Origin of the sequence: Jiangella alkaliphila (genome assembly GCF_900105925.1) — a bacterium.
Taxonomy (GTDB): domain Bacteria; phylum Actinomycetota; class Actinomycetes; order Jiangellales; family Jiangellaceae; genus Jiangella; species Jiangella alkaliphila.
Genome location: NZ_LT629791.1, coordinates 3,897,270 through 3,918,092 on the forward strand (window position 1 = coordinate 3,897,270; position 20,823 = coordinate 3,918,092).

Sequence of the window (20,823 nt, forward strand, 5' to 3'; positions counted from 1 at the left end):
AGTCAAGCATGCTCCTTCACTTGGACGTCGCCGGAGACGGGTCGGTTGCCGGGAAGATCGGCGAAGTAGAACCGGGCCGCGAGGGCGCGGCGCCGGTCGGCGCGGTAGTGCGGGTTCGGGACGCCGTGCGCGTCGGCGATCTCGCCGGCCGCACCGACCCCCGCGGGCACCAGCGCCTCGCGCGGCGCCCGCCGCTGCGCCTCCTGCGCCGTCAGCGGCCGGTGCAGCTCGCTGAACCCGCCCTCGAGGCTGACGACGACGATGCCGGTCGCGTGCCCGTGCCGCAGCTCCTCCAGGTCGCGCAGCCGCAGGCCCAGGATGATCCGCTTCGTCGCCCAGAACGCCAGCGGCGGCGCCACGACGACGGCCACCTGCAGGAACCGGACCAGCGGGTCGAGCGGGACGTGCAGCAGCGTGGCCAGGACGTCGCTCGCGCCGGCCAGCCACAGCACCAGGTAGAACGCGACGAACGCGGCCACCAGCGCGGTGCGCACCGGCATGTCCCGGGGCCGGTCGAGGACGTCGGGGTCGCGGCGGTCGCCGGTGGCCCACTGCTCGAACCACGGGTACAGCGCGAGCGACGTCAGCAGGACGCCGGGCAGCACCATGACGGGGACGAGGACGCTCAGCGTCAGCGTGTAGCCGAACACGTCCACCTCCCACGGCGGCATCAGGCGCACCGCGCCGTCGAGGAACCCGAGGTACCACGGGGGACGGCTGCCGGCCGGCGCCTGCGACGCGTCGAACGGACCCCACAGCCAGACCGGGTTGACCTGCACGGTCGCCGCCATCGCGACGATCGCGCCGGAGATCAGCAGCCCCAGCCCGCCCATCCGGACGGCGTACCGGGGCAGCGGCTCGCCGGCCGGCTCGGCCGCCGCCCGCTGTTCTTCTTTTCCCTTGTGGAGCTCTTTGCTGCCTTGAACCTCGCGGTCGGCGACGCGCAACCGCCGGAACGCCAGGACCAGCGCGACGGCGGCCAGTCCCACGATCAGCGTCGGCAGCACCCACACGTGCACGGTGTTCAGCCGGCCGATGATCTGGTCGCCGGGGAACTCGTTCCCGAACACCAGCCACGACAGCCACGTCCCGACCACCGGCGTGGCCAGCAGGTAACCCTCGGCGACGCGCAGGCCGGTGCCGGACTGCAGGTCGTCGGGGAGCGAGTGGCCGAGGTACGCCTCGGCGATGCTCAGCACCAGCACCGCCAGCAGGATCAGCCAGGCGACGCGCCGGTGCCCGCGGAACGCTCCGGCGAGGAACACCCGCAGCAGGTGCGCCGACAGCGCGGCGATGAACACCAGTGACGCCCAGTGGTGCACCTGACGGACCAGCAGCCCGCCCGGCACCTCCATGGAGATGCGCACCGTCGACGCGTACGCCTCGGACATCGTCACGCCGCGCAGCGGCGCGTAGTCGCCCGTGTATACGACCGGCCGCATCGACGGCTCGAACCAGAACGACAGCAGCACGCCGGACACCAGCACCAGCAGGAAGCTGATGACGGCCAGCGGGAGGAACAGGTCGGTCCAGCGCCTCGGCACCCGCAGCCGGCGCCGGGACAGGTCGGGCACCCCCGCCCGCCGGCCGAACCGGTCGGCCAGGCCGAGCACTCCGGTGACCATCTTGTGATTCGTCAGGCCGCGCATGCCGCACTCCTCGCGATCGCTCCTACCACTACGACAGAAACGGGCCGCGGATTGTGACATGACGTCGATCACGTCCGTAGGCTGCGGCTATGGCTCCGGCGATCGATCTCATGGACGACACGTTCGTGGTGGCCGAGCGGGCCGAACTGGCGGCGTACGTCCGCGACCCCGCTGTCGCGCGCGCGTGGTGGCCGCGGCTGACCCTCGCCGTCCACCAGGACCGCGGCCTCGAGGGCGTGCGCTGGACCGTCGCCGGCGAGCTGACCGGCAGTACCGAGCTGTGGCTGGAGCGCTGGGGCGACGGCGTCGTCGTCCACTGGTTTTTGCGCGCCGACCCGGCGTCGCCGCGGGCCCGGCCGGACCGGCTGGCCCGGCGTTACACCGTCGCGTTCAAGGCGCGGATCCACGAGCTGAAGGACCGGCTCGAGCACGGGCGACCGGCCGGGGTGCCGCGGCTGCCCCCGGCTCGATAGTCTGCGATCTCCGCTGGACACGGCTGATGGGACACTGTCACACATGGCTTCGCAGACCACGTCGAGCATCGTCGTCGCCGCGACCCCGGCACAGATCATGGCCGTCATCGCCGACCTCGAGGCGTACCCGGAGTGGACGGCCTCGGTCCGCGAGGTCGAGGTGCTGACGGTCTACGAGGACACCGGGCGGCCGGGCGAGGCGAAGTTCGTCCTCGACGCCGGCCCGATCAAGGACCGCTACACGCTCACCTACGAGTGGGACGGCGACGACGAGGTCCGGTGGAGCCTGGTCGAGGGCGGCCTGATCAAGGAACTGGACGGCTCGTACGCGCTGGCGGCCGTCGACGGCTCGAACACCGAGGTGACGTACCAGCTGACGGTCGACGTCGCGATCCCGATGCTCGGGCTGATGAAGCGCAAGGCGGAGAAGGTCATCATCGACACGGCTCTGAAAGAGCTGAAGAAGCGGGTCGAGGACGGAGTGGACGAGTGAGCCTCACCATCGGGGTCGACGTCGGCGGCACCAAGATCGCGGCCGGCGTCGTGGACGAGAAGGGCGTCATCGGGTCGCGGGCACGGCGCGAGACGCCGTCGCACGACCCCGCGGCGATCGTCGAGACGATCATCGAGGTGACCAAGGAGCTGGCCGCCCAGCACGAGGTCGCTGCCGTGGGCGTCGGGTCGGCCGGCTTCATCGACTCCGCGCGGTCGCGGGTGCTGTTCGCGCCGAACCTCGCCTGGCGCGACGTCCCCGTCCGCGACCAGGTCGCCGAGGCCACCGGCCTGCCCACCGTCGTCGAGAACGACGCCAACGCCGCCGCCTGGGGCGAGTTCCGCTTCGGCGCCGCCGAGGACGTCGACGACATGATCCTGCTGACCATCGGCACCGGCGTCGGTGGCGGCGTAGTGCTCGACGGCCAGATCTACCGGGGTGCGCACGGCGTCGCGGCCGAGCTCGGGCACATGCGGGTGGTTCCCGACGGGCACCTGTGCGGCTGCGGGCTGCGCGGCTGCCTCGAGGCGTACGCCAGCGGCACCGCCCTGGTGCGCGAGGCGCGCGAGGCGGCCAGCCTGCCGTCGGCCGAGCGGCTGCTCGGCCTGGCCGGCGGCGACGCGCAGCGCATCACCGGCCCCATGGTCACCGAGCTGGCCGGCCAGGGCGACGAGCTGGCGATCGTGCTGATCGCCGAGGTCGGCCGCTGGCTGGGCGAGGCGATGGGCTCGCTCACGGCGGTGTTCGACCCCGCGGCGTACGTGATCGGCGGCGGCGTGTCCGCGGCCGGTGACCTGCTGATCCGCCCGGCCGAGGAGGCGTTGCGCAAGCACACCACCGGCGCCGGTCACCGGCCGGAGCCGGAGGTGCGGGTGGCGACGCTCGGCAACGACGCCGGCGTCATCGGCGCGGCCGACCTCGCCCGGGTGTGACGGCCACGGACCCGGCCGGCACGCTCCGCGTCGTCACTTACAACGTCCGCGGGCTGCGCGATGACGGCGCGGCCGTCGCCCGGGTGCTGCGTGACCTCGACCCCGACGTCGCGTTCGTCCAGGAGCTGCCGAAGGTCGTGCTGTGGCGCGGCCGGGCGGCGTCGTTCGCCCGCCGCGCCGACCTGCTGTACGCGGCCGGCGGCGGCACGACCGGCGGGACGGCGCTGTTCACGGCCGTCCGGGTGGACCTGCGCGAGGTGCAGGAGCACCGGCTGCGGCGCACGCCCGGGCTGAGCCGGCGCGGCCTGGTGCTGGCCCGGCTGGAGAAGGACGGCGTCGCGTTCGCGGCCGGCTCGCTGCACCTCGGCCTGGACGCGGGCGAGCGGGCCCGGCACCTGACCGACCTCACCGGCCTGGTCAACCGGCTGGGCCTGGCGACGACGGTGCTCGGCGGCGACCTCAACGAGGCGCCTTCGGCGTTGACGTGGACCCGGCTGGCCTCGCAGTACACCGACGCCGGCGCCGCCGACCCCACGCCGACGTTCCCGGTGGCCGACCCGCGGGAGCGCATCGACGGCATCTTCGTCCGCGGCGCCGACGTGACCTCCTACCGCGTCGTCGACACCCCGGACGCGTGCGTGGCCAGCGACCACTTCCCGGTCGTGGCGGAGCTGACCCTGCCGCGCTGACCGGGCAGGCCGCGGCGGTACGTTCTCACTCCGTGGCGCACCCGCCGGCCGTACTCCTGGCGCCCGCGATACCGGACTCCACCGCCGACCAGAGTGTGCTCGCGGAGGAGAAGAGTTCCAGGGTCAGACCTCCTCGTCGAATTCCGGGCCGAAATGATCCTCGATTCCGTTGAGCAGGGTCACGAGCCCCAGCGAGGGGAATGGGATCGGGTTCCATCGGGAACGGCAAATCATTTCGCAGCAGCTGGTCGAAGACGGGGTCCCAGGGTTTATCGGACATCACTTGTCGTCGGGACTGAGCAGGACGATGTACGAGCCAGGATTGGCCTGACACACGTTCGGCATTCGTCGGCGGCTGCTTTGCTCTTGGGCGACAGACGCCGACACCACACACCCTTCCCAGCCCTATCCCGCTTAGGTGTCGCGTCGCTGCAGGAGGGTAGTTCCGAGTGTCACCGCGGCTGTGGCCCACAGCGCCAGGACACCTAGCCCGGCCCACGGGCCGATCGGCAGCCGGTCTAGTCCGGTGGTGGCTTGGATGGCCAGTCCTGCCGGCATCGGTCCGATGCGGGCGAGCTGTTGCTGAAGCCAGGGATCGGTGACGACGTGGCTGAGCAGAGGGAAAAGATAGAGCAGGGCCAGGACTGTGCCCGAGGCGACCGCGCCGTCCCGGACGGCGAACCCGACGCCGAGTGCGAGTTCAGCAATGAGGACCAGGTACAGCACGGTGCCGAGCCCGGCCCGCAGGGTGGCCGCATCGGTCAGGGCGGGAGTCCCTGGTAGCAGCAGGTGGCCGGCCAGGAGCGAGCCCAGGACGCCGGCGATGCTTGCGACTGCGGTCACGGCGCCCAAGACCAGGGCTTTTGCAGCCAGCGCCGTCGTCCGCCTCGGCACCGCCGCCAGCGTCAACTGGATCATCCCGGTGCTGTACTCACCGCTGGTCGACAGCACGACCAGCACGGCGACAATGGCTTGGCCCACCATCACTCCGCTCAGCGCGAGCCGGGCTGGGTCCCCGCCGTCCATATCGCGGACGCTGCCGGTGGTGGCTGCCCCTACCGACACGGTGACGGCAACCAGCCCGAGGAGTAGCCACCACGTTCCGGCATCAGTTCGCAGCTTCGTCCACTCCGCCCTGCACGCACGGCGCAGTGCCGCCGCCTTGATTGCTGCGCTGTTCATGCGTTCCTCCGGCGAAGCATCCACCACGCCAACCCGGTGAGCGCCAGCGTCCATGCGCCGAGCACCGCAAGGCCAGCCCAGGGTGGCAGCGGAAAGTAGCCGGTTGCCGGTGTGTAGACAGAGAGCACGTGGGCATAGCGCGACAGCGTCTGTTGGATCGCGAAGCCCGCCGCGGGGGTCAGGCGGAGCAGCCACTGCGCAGCATCGGTCGGGAGCATCCCGCCCATCGCCAGCACATAGGGCACCACGACCAGCGTGGCGACGGCAGCGATCGCTGCGGCACTGCGCCGCAGCACAACACCCAGAGACAGTGCGAGCAGTGTCGTTGCGGCCAGCAACAAGCCTGTGCCCAGTACGGCGCGCACCTGTTCTGTTGGCGGTACCGTCAGCACGGCGAAGTGGGCCGCGCTGGCTCGTGCTTGACCCAGAGCGAGACTCGCCGCCGCTGCTCCCACGCCGACCACGAATGCCACTCCAGTCACGACGATCGCCTTGGCGGCCACCACCCGTCCACGTCTCGGTGTTGCGGTCAGGGTGAGGGTCAGCAGCCCGCGCCGGTATTCGCCGGCGCCGAACTGCACTGCCACGACGCTGAGGACAAGCAGACAGACGAAGGTACCGATCAGGAAGGTCTCGACGGTGAACGCGGGCCCCAGCGCGGGGCCACCGACGACGGGTGCGATGTCGCCCGCACCGGTGATGGTGAAACCGTCGTCGTTCGCGCGGTAGCTCCCCGACGCGGTTGGGACGTAGCTGCCTGACGTGCCTGCGTCATTGCCGACCTGGGTGTAGGACCAGCCGTCGTTGTTCCACGCTCCGGTGAGTGTGGGTTGGCCGAAGGTTGCCGAGGCGGTCGCTGGTGCGCTGCTGGCATTGGCGGTATCTACGGTGGCGGGCGCGGTGACGAACAGGCCGACCTGGAGCGTGGTGCCTGCAATCTCGGCGGTGCCGATCTCGGTCCAGTGGACGCCGTCTGTCGAGTCGTATCCCGTGACGGTCGTACCCGTCCGGACCAGCCGTAGCCATTGCGGTGTCGCCGGGGATGGTGTGCCCGTCACGTCTCCGGCGCGATCGTGGACGAAGTCGTGCTGCATCCGGACCCCGTGTGCCGCCGTCGCCATTACTGCGGCGTACGACGATCCTTGCGTCAGGCTCGTCTTGAGAATGATCCCGGCCTTGGACCAGGGGGTGAGGCCCGACACGGTGTCGCTGGGCCCGGCGTCCGGGTCGGCGAGAATACCGGTCAGACTGGTGACGGGCACGGTCAACGAGCCATCCCCGGTGACCGTGGTGTGAAGGAACGAGAAGCTGTCGTTGACGGCCTCACCGCCCGGGCCGGCCGGCAGTGCAGCATCGGCGCCGGCACCTTGGTTCGAGGAGGCCGTGCCCACCAGCAGGAACAGCACCGAGGCCAGTGCAGCCCCGACAGCGCCGAGCACCCAACCACGCACGGTGCGGAACTTGGTCCACTCGGCGTGCAAAGTCCTCATGACTCGGCCTCCGCTGCGGTGTCGGTCGGTGCGGTCCCGCGGTACTGCACGGTGTCTTGGGTGAGTCCGAGGTAGGCCTGCTCCAAGGTGACTCGCTGGGTTCCCAGCTCGGTGAAGGCGACGCTCGCTGCGTTGAGCGTGGCGACGATCTCCGGCCCGGCCATCCCGCTGACGGTCAACGTGTCCGGTCCGGCAGGCTGCACCGTTGCCCCCGCTCTCCCGAGTGCATCCGCCGCCGCCTGCGGTGCCGCTGTCCGCAACGTCACGCGCCCGGCCGCCACTCCAGCCAGGAGTTCGTGCACGCTGGCGTCGACGAGCACCCGGCCACGACCAATCACAATCACGTGGTCCGCGGCGCCCTCCAGCTCGCTCATCAGGTGGCTGGAGACCAGCACGGTGCGCCCCTGATCGGCCAGACTCCTCAGCAGACCCCGAATCCACTGGATGCCTTCAGGGTCCAGACCGTTGAACGGCTCATCCAGCATCAGCGCTCTCGGATCGCCTAGGAGCGCCGCCGCGATCCCGAGGCGTTGCCGCATGCCGAGTGAGAAGTCGCCCGCGCGACGTCGCGCGGCGCTGGTCAGGCCGACCGCGGCGAGAACCTCATCGACGCGCTTGGCCTGCAATCCCTGTGTGTGGGCGATCCATAGCAAGTGGTCGTGTGCGGTTCGGCTCGGCTGGAGCGCTCCGGCATCTAGGAGTGAGCCGAGCACCCGTAGCGGCTCCGCCAGGCTGCGATATGGACGCCCGCCGACCAGCGCACGGCCGGCATCGGGCGCGACCAATCCCAGCACCACCCGCATGGTCGTCGACTTGCCCGCGCCGTTGGGCCCGATAAAGCCGGTCACCCGGCCCGGTTGCACCGTGAAATTCATCGCGTCCAATGCCTGATTCGTGCCGTAGCGCCTGCTCAGGCCGTCGACCTCGATCCCTACGTCGTCTCGCATGACTACCTCCGCTTCGTGCCTGCTCCTGGCACCACGCTGCGCGATGCGAGATGACATGGGCGGAACGCTCTTCGTCACGCGGCTGTTAAGTCGGTCCGCCTAGCCTGATCGGTGAGCGGTCGCGGGCCCGTCGGACGAGAGGAGCACCCCATGGTGGACGAAGAGGCATCGGTACGGGCGCCGCGCCGTCGCAGCGTGCGCTGGCGCTTCACCGGCATGTACGCAGCACTCTTCCTCGTCTCGGGCGCCGCGATGCTGGTCGTCGTCACGCTCTTCGCGGGCGGCACACTGGACGTGGAGACAGGACCGGGTCAGCCCATTTCCGCCATGTCGGAGGCCGCGGAGGCGAGGATCGCCAGTCTCGAACACCGGCTTGCACAGGCGCAGGCGCAGCAGACCCACCAACTGCTGCTCGGCTCGGCGGTCGGGCTTGTGGTGATGGGTCTGCTCTCGCTCCTTTTCGGCTGGTACGCCGCAGGGCGGGTACTGCGCCCACTGCGTGCGATGACCTCCGCCACCCGTCACATCTCCGCCAACAGCTTGCATGAGCGCCTGGCACTCACCGGCCCGCACGACGAGCTGCGCGACCTCGGCGACACGATCGATGAGCTGCTCGCCCGACTGGAGGGTTCCTTCGCCGCAGAGCGCCGCTTCGTCGCCGACGCCTCACACGAGCTGCGCACGCCGCTGGCGACGATGCGCGCCGCCGTCGACGTGACTCTCGCTAAACCCAGCCCGCCGTCGGAGCAGACCCGCACGCTCGCCGAGCGCATCAGCACCGAGCTCGACGATGTGGAGCAACTTCTAGACGGCCTCATGACGTTGGCCCGAGCCCAGCACGACCTGCCTGAGCCGGAATCGGTCCCTGTCGATGAACTGGTCGCTGACGCACTGACGGCGCGTAGGCTCCCCATCGAGCAGGTGTTGGACGCCGCGCCCCGCGCCGCGGTGCATGGCAGTCGGATACTGCTGCAACGACTCGTGGAAAACCTTGTGGCAAATGCCGTGGTTCACAACCAACCCGGCGGTTGGGTTCACGTGACCATCCGACCCGCCGGCTCCGCAGTCGAACTCGTCGTGGAGAACGACGGGGACGTACTGACACAGGACGAGGTGTCCAAGCTCACCCGCCCATTTCAACGTGTCGGCACGGAACGGACCAGCTCGCCAGGTTCGGGACTCGGGCTCGCGATCGTTGCGGCCGTCGCGGAGGCCCACGGCGGCCGACTCGAGCTGCGCCCACGCAGGCAGGGTGGTCTGTGCGTCACGGTCACCCTGCCGCGGGCGGTCGAGGAGGCGCTGGTCCGATGAGAGTCCTGGTGGTGGAAGATGCCAAGGCGCTGGCGGACCTCCTCGCAGAGGGCCTGCGCGACCAAGGCATGGCCGTAGACATCGCCTACACAGGCCTGGATGGTGCAGCCAGGCTCGACATCAACTGCTACGAGATTGTGGTCCTGGACCGCGACCTGCCTGGCCTGCATGGCGACACCCTGTGCCAGATGATCACCGAACGTGACGAGCGCCCGATGGTGCTGATGCTGACCGCCGCCGATTCTCCCGCCGACCGCGTTGGCGGGCTGGGCCACGGCGCGGACGACTACCTCGTCAAGCCGTTCCACTTTCCCGAACTCGTACTCCGCCTGCGAGCATTGGCACGGCGACGCCCGTACGCGAAAGCCCGAGTCCTACGAGCGGCTGGCATCGAGCTCGATCCTGTACAGCGCATCGCTTCCCGCGATGGGAGCCGACTCGACCTATCCGTCAAGGAGTTCGAGGTCCTGACGGCATTGCTCCGGGCCAGCCCAGGATTCCTAAGCGCCGAGAGCTTGCTTGAGCAGATCTGGGACGAGCACGCTGACCCGTTCACCAATACGGTCGCCGTGACCATCGGCCGCCTGCGTCGTAAGCTCGGCAGTCCACCGATTGTCAGCACCATGCCGACGGTCGGCTACCGGATCGCACCAGCGGAAGATGGAAGTGATGAGCCGTAGCGACCGCGTGCCTGCTGGTGCCTAGGGCATCGCTGATTTTCTCGGTCGATCGGGCGGCGTGCCTTTCGGTGACCGTGCGGGTGGTCGGGGAAATTGGGTATGTGTTCTGAGCAGCCGTCGTTCACTGATGTCGAGTACTCGGACAGGCGGCGGGTGTCGCGCCGTGAGCAGTTCTTGGAGACGATGGATGCCACGATCCCGTGGTCACGGTGGGTCGCGTTGATCGAGCCGTTCTACTACTCGGGCAAGAAGGGCCGTCGGCCCAAGCCGATCGAGACGATGCTGCGGATGTATCTGCTGCAGGTGTGGTTCTCGCTCTCAGATGAAGGCGTCGAGGACGCGATCTACGATTCGTATGCGATGCGGACGTTCATGGGTTTGGACTTCGCCTTTGAGCAGGTTCCTATGCGACGACGCTGCTTCACTTTCGGCATCTACTGGAGACCACGAACTGGGGGAAGCGCTGTTCGCATCGCAAAACGAGATCTTCGAGGAGAAGGGTTGGATCATGCGTGGCGGGTCGATCGTGGATGCCACGATCATCGCCGCACCGTCCTCGACGAAGAACGCCTCCGGGGCACGGGACCCCGAGATGTGTCAGACGAAGAAGGGGAATCAGTGGTACTTCGGGATGAAGGCCCACATCGGGGTCGATGCGGGCACCGGATACGTCCACGCGGTGACCGCGACCGGTGCGAATGTGCATGACCTTGATGAGATCGCGAACCTGATTCGTGCCGATGACGAGGTCGTCTACGCCGACGCCGGCTATCAGGGCGTGACCAAACGTCCCGACATCAGCGGTCACGAGCACTTCTCGACCGTCGAGTTCCGGGTCGCGGCCCGCAACGGCAAACTCGCGAAGATGGCTGGCCCGGACCGTCAGGCCGAGTCTCGCAAAGCGTCAGTCCGGGCTAAGGTCGAGCATCCGTTCCTGATCGTCAAACGTGACTTTGGGTTCGCCAAGGCCCGCTACCGCGGCATCGCGAAGAACCTGAACCACCTTCGCTTCAGCGAACTGGCTGATGCGTGCCCGCGCCGTCGCCCTCACCGGGTGACGGCAGGCGGCAGCCTGCCCAAACCGTCGGGAAGGGCCCAGAACCGGGCCTGGAGAGCGGAGCAGGACCCCTCCGAGGTGCGGAAGGCCGTCGAGACCGACCCGTGGCAACTCATCCCGGGGAAGGCCCATTGATCAGCGCTTCCCTAGATGACGGCGCCGTCGTCGGGGTCGTTGGGGTGGTGGCCGCGCATGCGGGCGACCAGGGTGACGAAGCCGGTGATGAACGCGACCACGGCGAGGAAGACGATCTCGTCGGATGGGCGCCAGGACATGATCGCGACGATGATCAGCGCGATCGGCGGGGTGATGACGGCCGCCCAGGCCAGCCGCTGGACGCGGTCGCCGCGCGGGATCGGGGCCGGCGGCGGCGGGACGAAGTGGTTGGCCGCCTCCTCGGCGGCGGCGTCGTCGATACCCGGCGGGATGGCGGGCGCCGCGTCGGTCGCGTCGGACCCGGTGCCCGCGCCGCGCGGCGTCAGCGGGCCGAGCGTCACGGAGGCGTCGCGGAAGTCCTCAGGGCGCGGCTCGTCGAGCGGGTCGTCGGGCCCGATCTCCTCGGCCGCGGGCCACGGCTGGTCACCGTCGGAGGGTGCGGCGTGGAACGAGTCGATCAGCTCGGCCCAGGTCTGGTCGTCGTCTCGGCTCATCGCGGCAGGCCTCGGTTCCTCTTCGTGGTCACTCGTTCCACGAACGCCGCGGCGCCGGAGAAGATTTCCGGCGCGTCGTAATCGAGGGTGGCGACGTGATAGCTGCGCCGCAGGACGACCTCGGCGACATCGGTGGACGAGACGCCCGACAGGATGACCGGTGCGCTGGTGGCGTCGACGACGTGATCGTTCGCGCTGCGGTAGAGCAGCAGCGGCTGGGTGATCATGGCGAGGTCGCGGCGAACCACCTGCCACATCTTCGTCTGCGACCACAGCGCCTGCAGCGGCGTGCGGTCGTAGGCCCGCTCGTCCTGGCCGGGCATCGCGATGTCGCCGGACAGCGCGGCGGCCGACCGGCGCACCAGCCGCAGCAAGGGCAGCGCCAGCAGCCGCTTGTCGGCGCTGGTGACGACCGGGTTGACCAGGACCAGGCCCTGCACCAGCGGGCCGTGCTCCTGGGCCAGCCGCAGCGCCAGGCAGCCGCCCATGGACAGGCCGGCGACGACGACCTGCGGGCAGCGCTCGGCGAGGTCGAGCAGCGACCGCTCGACCCGGCGGTACCAGTCGGGCCAGGCGGTGGCGTTGAGGTCGGGCCAGGTGGTGCCGTGACCGGGCAGCCGCGGCAGTTCGACGCTGTACCCGTGGCCGGCCAGCTGCTCGGCCCAGGGACGCAGGGAGGCCGGCGAGCCGGTGAAGCCGTGGCACAGCAGCACGCCGACCGGCCCGCCGTCGTGCCGATACGGCTCGACCGAGTCGACCGCCTCGCCCTCGGAGAGCATCGCGTCCCCTCCCTCTCTCCCGCGCCGGCTCGCAACCAGCATCGTCGCATGCGCCCGATCCGGCCGCGCGGGCGAGGCCCCGTCGTCAGCTGCCCCGGTGGCGCACATTGGCGGTAGTGTTCCGACGTGTTCTATTGGCTGATGAAGAGCGTCTTGCTCGGGCCGATCCTGCGGTTGATCTATCGGCCCTGGGCTGAGGGTGTGGAGCACGTGCCCGCGAAGGGCGGCGCGATCCTCGCCGGCAACCACCTCACCGTCATCGACTCCTTCTTCCTGCCACTCGTCATCGACCGTAAGGTCAGTTTCCTCGCCAAGAGCGACTATTTCACCCAGCGCGGTGTCAAAGGTTGGTTGAAGCGCGTCTTCTTCGGCGGGACGGGCAACGTCCCGGTCGACCGCTCCGGCGGCCGGGCCAGCGAGGCGGCGCTGAACACGGCCGTCCAGATCCTCGAGAACGGCGACCTGCTCGGCATCTACCCCGAGGGCACCCGCTCGCCCGACGGCCGGCTCTACCGCGGCAAGACCGGCGTGGCCCGCATGGCGCTCGAGGCGCAGGTGCCCGTCGTCCCCGTCGCCATGATCGGGACGGCGGAGATGCAGCCGGCCGGGCGCATCATTCCCAAGGTCATGCGCCCCGGCATCCGGTTCGGCCCGGTGCTGGACTTCAGCCGCTATTACGGCATGGAGAACGACCGGCACGTGCTGCGGTCGGTCACCGACGAGATCATGTACGCCCTGATGGAGCTGTCCGGCCAGGAGTACGTCGACGTCTACGCCGCGTCGGTGAAGGCGAAGGCCGCCGAGCCCAAGGCGCCGTCCGACTGACGCCGCTCAGTGCCGGCCCGGGTAGCGGTCGGGCTCGGGCTCGGCCGGCTGCACGCTGTGGCTGGGGAAGTCCTCGAGCGAGCCGGTCGGGCGGTCGTCCCACTCGCTGAACGTCAGCGGGCTGGTGAGGTACGCCGTCAGCAGCTCGGCCGTGCGCCTGATGCCGTCGAGGTGGGTCCGCTCGTGCCCGTGGCTGGAGTCGACGCCGAAGCCGATCAGCGCGGTGCGGCACTCCAGCCCCGACTCGATGGCCGGCGCGGCGTCGGAGCGGTAGAAGCGGTACACGTCGCGGCGGTACGGCAGGTCGTTGCTCTCGCACAGCCCGATCAGCCGCCGCGTCAGGTGGTAGTCGAACGGGCCGGTGGAGTCGAGCATGCCGATGTTGACGGTGTCTTCGCGCGACTCCTGCCCCTCGCTGACCACGGCGTTGTCGACGGCGACCAGCTCGGCCACGTACTCGTCCAGGCCGTGGGTGGCGCCGACGCCGACCTCCTCGCCGATCGTCACCAGCAGGTGCGCCGTGACGGGGCGGCTGCGGCCGTCGTCGAGCAGCGCCTTGACGGCGGCCAGGCAGGCCGCGACGCCGGCCTTGTCGTCGAGGTGCCGCGACTTCACGTAGCCGTTCGGGGTGATCTGCGGCGCGGCGTCGAGCGCCACGAAGTCGCCGACCGAGAGGCCGAGGTCGAGCACGTCCTGCCGGGTCTCGACCGGCTCGTCCAGCCGGACCTCGATCTGGTGCCAGCCGACGCCCTGGGTGTCGACGGCGTCGCCGAAGTTGTGCCCGCTGGACATCAGCGGCAGCACGGTGCCGGTGTGCAGGTTGCTGAGGTCGTCGGTGAAGACGGTGACGTGGGCGCCCTCGGCGAACCGGGCGCTGTGCGTGCCGACGGGCACCACCTCGAGCCGGCCGTTCTCCTTGAGCCGCTTCACCATGCAGCCGATGGTGTCGGCGTGCACGGCGACCGCCCGGCTCGCCCCGCCCGGCGCGCCGTCGCCGGGCAGCGTGGCCCGCAGCACACCCCGTCGGGTCAGGCGAATGCGCACGCCCAGCTCGGTCAGGCGGTCGCCGACGATCTGCATGACGGCGTCGGTGCGGCCGGACGGGCTGGGCGTGCGCAGCAGTTCGAGCAGCACCTCGCGCAGGTACTCGTCGTCGATGGGCAGGCTCTTCATGGCTCTACCCTGACATGCCGCGCCGGTACCCTGCCGGAGTGCCCGCGAACGACGTGACCCAGGTGGCCGACGATTACCTCCGCGACCTCGCCGCACTCGAGCCGGCCGCCGCGCAGGCCCTGGGCCGGACGCCTTCGTCGCTGCTCCCGGACCTCTCGCCGGACGCGTTCGAGCGGCGGCACGCGGCGACGGTGGACGCGGCGGCCCGGCTGGCCGCGGTGCGGCCGTCCACGTTCCGGTCCCGGGTGCTCTATGAGGCCCTGTCCGAGCGGCTGGCCAGCGACGTCGCGCTGCATGAGGCCGGCTTCACGACGGCGCTGCTGGCGCCGCTGGCGACGCCGGTGCACGGGGTCCGGCGCACGTTCGACGACCTGCCGGGCGACGACTGGGACACGATCGGCCGCGAGCTGGCCCGGGTGCCGGCGGCGCTGGGGGAGTACGCGGCGACGCTGACGGCGTCAGCGGACCGCGGGCACGTGGTCGCCCGCCGCCAGGTGCTCGCCGTCGCCGCGCAGTGCGACGGCTGGGTGCGGGACGGTTTTTACCCGGGTCTCGTGAGGACGCGGCCTGCGCTGACCCCGGCGGCCGAGGCGGCGGCGGAGGCGACGGCCGGGTTCGCGACGTTCCTGCGCGAGTCGCTGCTGCCGCGGGCGGGCTCGCGCGACGGTGTGGGCCGCGAGCTGTACGAGGTGACGTCGGCGGCGTTCCTGGGCGCGCGGATCGACGTCGAGGAGACCTACGCCTGGGGCTGGGACGAGCTGGCCGCCCTGACGGCGCGGGCGCGGGCGGTGGCCGCGTCGATCGTCCCGTCCGGCGACGTCGACGACGCGGTACGGGCCCTGGACGCCGACCCGGCCGGCGTGATCGACGGCGTCCCGGCGCTGGAGGCGTGGCTGCAGTGCCGCGTCGACGAGACGATGTCCGCGGTCGCCGGCGCGCACTTCGACGTCCCCGACCGCACCCGCCGGGTGGAGTGCCGCGTGACGCCGTCCGCGTCCGGCGTCATGTACTACGTGCCGGCCGACCCGGGGCTGACCCGGCCGGGGCGGGTCTGGTGGACGCTGCCCGACGGCGTCACCCGGGCCCACGTCTGGCGGGAGGTGTCGACGCTGCACCACGAGGGCGTGCCCGGCCACCACCTGCAGCACGCCGTGACGCTGGGGCTCGACGACCTGCACCCGTGGCAGCGCTCGCTGTGCCACGTGCACGGGTACGCCGAGGGCTGGGCGCACTACGCCGAGGAGCTGGCCGACGAGCTGGGGCTGGTCCGGACGCCGGGGGAGCGGCTCGGGATGATCTTCGCGCAGCTCTGGCGCGCCGTCCGCGTCGTCGTCGACCTCGGGCTGCACCTGGACCTGCCGATCCCGCGCGGGAACGGGCTGGTCTACGCGGACCGGTGGACGCCCGAGCTGGGCGCGCGGATGCTGGTGGACGTCGCGCGGGTGGACCCGCAGACCGCGGCGTTCGAGGTCGACCGGTATCTCGGCTGGCCCGGTCAGGCGCTGGCGTTCCGGGTGGGCGCGCGGCTGTGGCGCGAGGCCCGTGCGGCGTCTGCGCTTGATCGGGGCTCCTTCCACGCCGACGCGTTGCGGCTCGGACCGGTCGGGCTCGGCCCGTTGCGGACGCTGCTCAGCGAGCGGCCACCAGGTCGGTGAGCGCGGCGATCAGCCGGTCCGCGTCGTGCCCGTCGAGCACGCCGGGCAGCGTGAGATTCTCGACGATCAGCCAGCTCAGCGCCAGATAGAACAGCACGACGGCGGTGTCGTCGCCGGGCAGCCCGGACTCGCGGTGCGACGCCATGTCGCGCTCCAGGTTGCCGCGGATGGTCGCCGTCAGCGACGCTCGGACCTCCGGCCGCCGGATCGCCTCCAGTCGCAGCTCCAGCAGCGCCAGGTACTCCGTCTGCTCGGCGGCGAGGCGGTGGTACATGGCCGTGAGCTCGCGCCGCAGCACGTCGGGGGAGGGCTCCGGCCGGGTGCGGACCATGGCGGCGATGGTGGCCTCGTCCGGGCGGAGCCTGACGTGGATGCGCTCGGCGGCCTGTGCGAGCAGCGCGTTCCGGCTGGCGAAGTAGTTCGACGCCGTACCCGCCGGCACCCCCGCCCGGCCGTCGACCGCGCGGAACGTCAGCCCGCGGGCGCCGTCACTGGCCAGCACCTCGATCGCGGCGTCCACCAACGCCGTCCGTCGTTCCGGGTTCTGCGCCATGGTCTCCCCTCAGGACTTGACAACCACTACACCTAGAGTACTACAACTGGAGTGGTTGTTGTCGTCTCTGTTCGGAGGAACCCATGCGATCGCTCGTCTACTACGTCGCCTCGACCGTCGACGGCTTCATCTGCGGCCCGAAGGCCGAGCTCGACTTCTTCTCCGCCGACGGCGACCACATGGCGGCCATCGGCGAGGAGTACCCCGAGACCATTCCGGTGCACTTCCGCTCGGCGCTCGGCATCGACCCGCCGAACCGCACCATTGACACCGTCCTCGAAGGCCGCGGCTCCTACCAGCTGGGCCTCGACGACGGCGTGGCGAACGCCTATCCGCACCTGCGCCACCTGGTGTTCTCGCGCACGCTCGGGCCGAGCCCCGACCCCGGCGTCGAGGTCGTCGCGACCGACCCGGTGCAGCGGGTGCGCGAGCTGAAGCGCGAGCCCGGGCAGCGCATCTGGCTCTGCGGCGGCAGCGAGCTCGCCGGCGTACTGCGCGACGAGATCGACGAGCTGGCGATCAAGATCTACCCCGTGGCGATCGGCTCCGGCCGCCCGCTGTTCGGCGCCGCCGGCTTCGCCCCGCACCACCTGCGCGTCACCTCGACCCGCACCTTCGACGACGGCGTCGTCTTCCTCCACTACGCCCGGCCGCCCCATGATCATCAATGATCATGGGGGTGGGGTCAGGTCGGGACGGACGGTGGCTGCCAGGCCCGCGGCGTCGTCCGGGTAGCGGGGAAGAGCAGATCGACGAATCGGGCGGCGGTGGGTTGCGGCTCGTGGTTGGCCAGGCCGGGCCGCTCGTTCGCCTCGATCAGGACGTACTCCTCCTCGGCCGGGCTGGGCACGATGAGGTCCAGCCCGGTCACCGGGATGTCGATCGCCTCGCTGGCCGCCACCGCGGCGGCCGCCAGCGTCGGGTGCAGCGTCCCGGTCACGTCGTGGATCGTCCCGCCGGTGTGCAGGTTCGCGGTGCGCCGCACCTTCAGCGCGTCGCCGTCGGGGAGCACGTCGTCCAGCTCGTAGCCCCCGGCGCGCACCGTCCCGACGGTCGTCTCGTCCATCGGCACCCGCGACTCGCCGCCGGTCGCGGCCGAGCGTCGCCGGCTGTGCGCGTCGATCAGCTCGGCGACGGTGTGCCGGCCGTTGCCGTACACGGTGGCCGGACGGCGGACGGCGGCGGCGACGACCTCGTGGCCGATGACGACGATGCGCAGGTCGTCGCCGTCGACGCACTCCTCGATGAGGACGTCGGGGCAGAACGTGCCGGCCAGGTCCACGGCGGTGCGCAGCTCGGACTCCGACGTCACTCCGACGGTGATGCCGCGGCCCTGCTCGCCGCGGACCGGCTTGACGACCGCCTCGCCGACCTCGTCCAGAAACGCCGCGTCGGCCTCCGGCGTCGACGCCGCCACGCCGCGCGGCACCGACAGCCCGGCCCGCTGGAAGATCCGCCGGGTGAGCTGCTTGTTGTCGCAGCGGCTCATCGCGACCGCCGTCGTCAGCTCTGACAGCGACTCGCGGGTGACGATGCGCCGCCCGCCATGAGACAGGCGCAGCTCGCCGCTCTCGGCGTCGGTGATCTCGACCAGGATGCCGCGCCGCCGCGCCTCGTCGGCGATGATCTTCGCGTACGGGTTCAGCTCGGTCGACTCCCCGGGGCCGGCGACGTACAGCGGCTCGTTGATCGGGTTCTTCCGCTTCACCGCGAACACCGGCACCCGCTGGAAGCCGAGCTTCGTGTACAGCCGGATGGCCGGGTCGTTGTCGTGCAGGACGGACAGGTCGAGGTGGTCGCGGCCGCGGCCGATGTACCGCTCGGCCAGCATCCGCACCAGCGCTTCGCCGACGCCGGGGGTGGTGCACTGCGGGTCGACGGCGAGGCTCCACAGGCTGGCGCCGTTGTCGGGGTCGTCGAACGCGCGGACGTGGTCGACGCCGGTGACGGTGCCGACGACGGCGCCGGTCCGCTCGTCCTGCGCGACCAGGTAGGTGAACGTCGGCGTGCGCTGGTTGCCCCACATGAGTTCGGTGTCGCCGGTGACCATGCCGCGCGCCGCGTACAGCCGGTTGATCTCCTCGGCGTCGGCCAGCTCGCTCATCTTGCGAACGAACACGCCGGCGACGGGGTTGCGCCGCGGCCGGTAGCGGTGCAGCTCCAGCCGGTACGTCAGCGACGGGTCGATGAACAGCTCGCCGGGCGCGTGCGACACCAGCACGTGCGGGTCGGCGACGTACATGGCGATGTCGCGGCGCCCGGCCTCCTCGGCCCGGAGCAGGTCGATGACGTGCCGCGGGTCCTCGAAGGTCTGCGCGAACACCAGCCGGCCCCACGCGCAGTCGACCAGGACGTCGCGTTTCATGTCCCGGACGAGGTGCTCCGGGGCCTCCTTCCACGGCCGGCTCCACAGCGACTGGCCGCCGCCGCCCCCTCGGCCGCGCCGGGCGTCGCTCACGAGGTCACGCCTTGCGTCTGGAGCCAGAGCTCCAGCAGGCCCAGCTGCCAGAGCCGGTTGCCGCGCAGGGGAGTGAGGTCGGCGTTGGGGTCGATGCGCAGCCGATCGACGTACTCGGGGCGGAACAGCCCGCGGTCGCGCGCGGCGGCGGAGTGCAGGGCGTCCTCGACGAGCTCGAGGTACGGCCCCTGCAGGTACTTCAGCGCCGGCACCGGGAAGTAGCCCTTCGGCCGGTCGATCACCTCGTGCGGGATGACCCGGCGGGCGGCCTCCTTGAGCACGCCCTTGCCGTCCTGCGCCAGCTTCAGCTCCGGCGGGCACTGGGCGGCCAGCTCGACCAGCTCGTGGTCGAGGAACGGCACCCGCGCCTCCAGGCCCCACGCCATCGTCATGTTGTCGACCCGCTTGACCGGGTCGTCGGTCAGCATGATCTGGGTGTCCAGCCGCAGCGCCGCGTCGACGGCGGTCTCGGCGCCGTCCCTGGTCAAGTGGTCGCGGACGAAGTCCAGGCTGACGGCGCCGCCGGGGAGGTGGGCGGGCGCGACGACCTCGGCCATCGCGGCGTGGTCGCGGTCGAAGAACGCCTTCGCGTAGGCGGCGACGGCGTCGTCGCGGCCGACGCCGGCCAGCGGCGGGTACCAGTGGTAGCCGGCGAACACCTCGTCGGCGCCCTGGCCGGACTGCACGACCTTGACGTGCTTGCTGACCTCTTGGCTCAGCAGGTAGAAGGCGACGGCGTCGTGGCTGACCATCGGCTCGCTCATGGCGGCGATGGCGTCGCCGAGGGACGGCAGCAGGTCGGCGCCGACCCGGATGCGGTGGTGGTCGGTGCCGAACTCGCGGGCGATGACGTCGGAGTACTTGAACTCGTCGCCCTCCTCGCCGCCGACCGCGTCGAACCCGATGCTGAACGTGTTCAGCCCGGTCTGGCCCTCCTGAGCGAGCAGCCCGACGACCAGGCTGGAGTCGAGGCCGCCGGACAGCAGCACGCCGACCGGCACGTCGGCGACCAGGCGCCGGCGCACGGCCACCCGCAGCGACTCGAGGACGGCCTCCTCCCAGTCGGTGGCCGACCACGCGCTCTTCGCGGGGTCGCGGGTGAAGGACGGATCCCAGTACACCCGCTCGCGGCTCGCGCCATCGGGCTCGACGACGCGGACGGTGGCCGGCGGCAGTTTGCGCACGCCGGTGAGGATCGTGTGCGGCGCCGGGACGACGGCGTGCCAGGTCAGGTAGTGGTGCAGCGCGACCGGATCGATGGAGGTGTCGACGCCGCCGGCCCGGAGCAGGGCTGGCAGCGTGCTGGCGAACCGCAGCCGGTCGGGCGTCTCGGCGAGGTACAGCGGCTTGATGCCGAGGCGGTCGCGGGCCAGCACCAGCCGGCCGGAGTCGCGCTCGTGGATCGCCAGCGCGAACATGCCGACGAGGTGGTCGACGAAGTCCTCGCCCCACCGGTGGTACGCCTTGCCGATGACCTCGGTGTCGGACGTGGAGAAGAACCGGTAGCCGTGCCCGCTGAGCTCGTCGCGCAGCTCGCGGTAGTTGTAGATGCAGCCGTTGAAGACGACGGCCAGCCCCAGCTCGGCGTCGACCATCGGCTGATGGCCGTGTGGGGAGAGGTCGATGATCGACAGCCGTCGGTGGCCGAGCGCCAGCGACCCGTGCGCGTAGGCGCCGGAGTCGTCGGGTCCTCGGGCCACCATGGCGTCGCACATGAGGCCGACCGAGGCGAGGTCGGCGGGGCGGTTGTCGAACCTGAGTTCACCGGTGAGGCCGCACATGTGTTTCGAGCCTACCCACCCTTCCGCCGCGCGTCGCGGCGAGCGA

The 20,823-nt window shown here is 70.9% G+C and carries 20 protein-coding genes and 1 pseudogene; 11 read left to right on the plus strand and 10 right to left on the minus strand.

Annotated features, from left to right (window positions below; all coding sequences use genetic code 11):
• Positions 1-2 precede the first annotated feature (2 nt).
• Complete coding sequence (gene qcrB, locus BLV05_RS17755) at positions 3-1,649, minus strand: cytochrome bc1 complex cytochrome b subunit (protein WP_052762764.1); 1,647 nt, start codon at positions 1,647-1,649, stop codon at positions 3-5.
• An 89-nt stretch (positions 1,650-1,738) separates the two neighbouring features.
• On the opposite strand from qcrB, the gene BLV05_RS17760 reads away from it, so the two are divergent.
• From BLV05_RS17760 to BLV05_RS17775, 4 genes are read left to right on the plus strand one after another with little or no spacing between them, the layout of a single operon-like run.
• On the plus strand, positions 1,739-2,122 hold the full coding sequence (locus BLV05_RS17760; protein WP_046770616.1) for a hypothetical protein: 384 nt from the start codon (positions 1,739-1,741) through the stop codon (positions 2,120-2,122).
• 43 nt (positions 2,123-2,165) lie between these two features.
• The gene (locus tag BLV05_RS17765) at positions 2,166-2,615 is read left to right on the plus strand and encodes an SRPBCC family protein (RefSeq protein WP_046770615.1); all 450 of its coding nucleotides are present in this window, start codon (positions 2,166-2,168) and stop codon (positions 2,613-2,615) included.
• Positions 2,612-3,547 carry an ROK family glucokinase gene (locus BLV05_RS17770; protein ID WP_046770614.1) on the plus strand — a complete coding sequence of 312 codons (936 nt, stop codon included), beginning with the start codon at positions 2,612-2,614 and terminating at the stop codon, positions 3,545-3,547. The genes BLV05_RS17765 and BLV05_RS17770 overlap by 4 nt, the downstream gene beginning before the upstream one ends.
• Positions 3,544-4,236: an endonuclease/exonuclease/phosphatase family protein gene (locus BLV05_RS17775; protein WP_046770613.1), complete on the plus strand. Its 693-nt coding sequence runs from the start codon at positions 3,544-3,546 to the stop codon at positions 4,234-4,236. The genes BLV05_RS17770 and BLV05_RS17775 overlap by 4 nt, the downstream gene beginning before the upstream one ends.
• Positions 4,237-4,650: 414 nt before the next feature.
• On the opposite strand, the gene BLV05_RS17780 is transcribed toward BLV05_RS17775, so the two are convergent.
• From BLV05_RS17780 to BLV05_RS17790, 3 genes are read right to left on the minus strand one after another with little or no spacing between them, the layout of a single operon-like run.
• Positions 4,651-5,418 (minus strand): hypothetical protein, encoded by a 768-nt coding sequence (locus tag BLV05_RS17780; RefSeq protein WP_197683186.1) that lies wholly within the window; start codon positions 5,416-5,418, stop codon positions 4,651-4,653.
• Positions 5,415-6,908 carry a DUF1349 domain-containing protein gene (locus BLV05_RS17785; RefSeq protein WP_046770612.1) on the minus strand — a complete coding sequence of 498 codons (1,494 nt, stop codon included), beginning with the start codon at positions 6,906-6,908 and terminating at the stop codon, positions 5,415-5,417. Before BLV05_RS17785 ends, BLV05_RS17780 begins: the two co-directional genes overlap by 4 nt.
• The gene (locus tag BLV05_RS17790) at positions 6,905-7,855 is read right to left on the minus strand and encodes an ABC transporter ATP-binding protein (protein WP_046770696.1); all 951 of its coding nucleotides are present in this window, start codon (positions 7,853-7,855) and stop codon (positions 6,905-6,907) included. The genes BLV05_RS17785 and BLV05_RS17790 overlap by 4 nt, the downstream gene beginning before the upstream one ends.
• A 150-nt stretch (positions 7,856-8,005) precedes the next feature.
• Between BLV05_RS17790 and BLV05_RS17795 the strand changes: the two genes are divergently transcribed.
• The 4 genes and pseudogenes from BLV05_RS17795 to BLV05_RS17805 all read left to right on the plus strand — a co-directional run bounded on the left by BLV05_RS17795 (position 8,006) and on the right by BLV05_RS17805 (position 11,038).
• Positions 8,006-9,166, plus strand: a complete 1,161-nt coding sequence (locus BLV05_RS17795; RefSeq protein ID WP_046770611.1) for a sensor histidine kinase — start codon at positions 8,006-8,008, stop codon at positions 9,164-9,166.
• The gene (locus BLV05_RS17800) at positions 9,163-9,846 is read left to right on the plus strand and encodes a response regulator transcription factor (RefSeq protein WP_172860665.1); all 684 of its coding nucleotides are present in this window, start codon (positions 9,163-9,165) and stop codon (positions 9,844-9,846) included. The genes BLV05_RS17795 and BLV05_RS17800 overlap by 4 nt, the downstream gene beginning before the upstream one ends.
• 288 nt (positions 9,847-10,134) lie before the next feature.
• Positions 10,135-10,191, plus strand: a pseudogene (locus BLV05_RS38640) (hypothetical protein); the annotation flags it as partial.
• 46 nt (positions 10,192-10,237) lie between these two features.
• Positions 10,238-11,038 carry an IS5 family transposase gene (locus BLV05_RS17805; RefSeq protein WP_407717032.1) on the plus strand — a complete coding sequence of 267 codons (801 nt, stop codon included), beginning with the start codon at positions 10,238-10,240 and terminating at the stop codon, positions 11,036-11,038.
• Between the two features lie 11 nt (positions 11,039-11,049).
• Here BLV05_RS17805 and BLV05_RS17810 read toward each other — a convergent pair whose 3' ends face one another.
• Positions 11,050-11,553 carry a hypothetical protein gene (locus BLV05_RS17810; protein ID WP_083421336.1) on the minus strand — a complete coding sequence of 168 codons (504 nt, stop codon included), beginning with the start codon at positions 11,551-11,553 and terminating at the stop codon, positions 11,050-11,052.
• A complete protein-coding gene (locus tag BLV05_RS17815; RefSeq protein ID WP_046770610.1) occupies positions 11,550-12,332 on the minus strand; it encodes an alpha/beta hydrolase in 783 nt (260 codons plus the stop codon). The genes BLV05_RS17810 and BLV05_RS17815 overlap by 4 nt, the downstream gene beginning before the upstream one ends.
• Positions 12,333-12,473: 141 nt before the next feature.
• On the opposite strand from BLV05_RS17815, the gene BLV05_RS17820 reads away from it, so the two are divergent.
• Positions 12,474-13,157, plus strand: a complete 684-nt coding sequence (locus BLV05_RS17820; protein WP_197683187.1) for a lysophospholipid acyltransferase family protein — start codon at positions 12,474-12,476, stop codon at positions 13,155-13,157.
• Positions 13,158-13,163: 6 nt separating this feature from the next.
• Here BLV05_RS17820 and BLV05_RS17825 read toward each other — a convergent pair whose 3' ends face one another.
• A complete protein-coding gene (locus tag BLV05_RS17825) occupies positions 13,164-14,330 on the minus strand; it encodes an osmoprotectant NAGGN system M42 family peptidase (RefSeq protein ID WP_046770608.1) in 1,167 nt (388 codons plus the stop codon).
• Positions 14,331-14,368: 38 nt separating this feature from the next.
• Between BLV05_RS17825 and BLV05_RS17830 the strand changes: the two genes are divergently transcribed.
• Positions 14,369-15,985 carry a DUF885 domain-containing protein gene (locus BLV05_RS17830; RefSeq protein WP_197683188.1) on the plus strand — a complete coding sequence of 539 codons (1,617 nt, stop codon included), beginning with the start codon at positions 14,369-14,371 and terminating at the stop codon, positions 15,983-15,985.
• Here BLV05_RS17830 and BLV05_RS17835 read toward each other — a convergent pair.
• On the minus strand, positions 15,960-16,538 hold the full coding sequence (locus BLV05_RS17835) for a TetR/AcrR family transcriptional regulator (RefSeq protein ID WP_046770606.1): 579 nt from the start codon (positions 16,536-16,538) through the stop codon (positions 15,960-15,962). The genes BLV05_RS17830 and BLV05_RS17835 overlap by 26 nt on opposite strands.
• 83 nt (positions 16,539-16,621) lie before the next feature.
• Between BLV05_RS17835 and BLV05_RS17840 the strand changes: the two genes are divergently transcribed.
• Entirely contained in the window at positions 16,622-17,209 is a 588-nt protein-coding gene (locus tag BLV05_RS17840; protein WP_046770605.1) for a dihydrofolate reductase family protein, read from the plus strand.
• 14 nt (positions 17,210-17,223) lie between these two features.
• Here the strand turns inward: BLV05_RS17840 and ngg are convergent, their stop codons facing one another.
• Positions 17,224-18,951 (minus strand): N-acetylglutaminylglutamine synthetase, encoded by a 1,728-nt coding sequence (gene ngg, locus BLV05_RS17845; protein WP_063932604.1) that lies wholly within the window; start codon positions 18,949-18,951, stop codon positions 17,224-17,226.
• Between the two features lie 41 nt (positions 18,952-18,992).
• Positions 18,993-20,777 (minus strand): N-acetylglutaminylglutamine amidotransferase, encoded by a 1,785-nt coding sequence (locus BLV05_RS17850; protein WP_046770604.1) that lies wholly within the window; start codon positions 20,775-20,777, stop codon positions 18,993-18,995.
• Between the last annotated feature and the right edge of the window lie 46 nt (positions 20,778-20,823).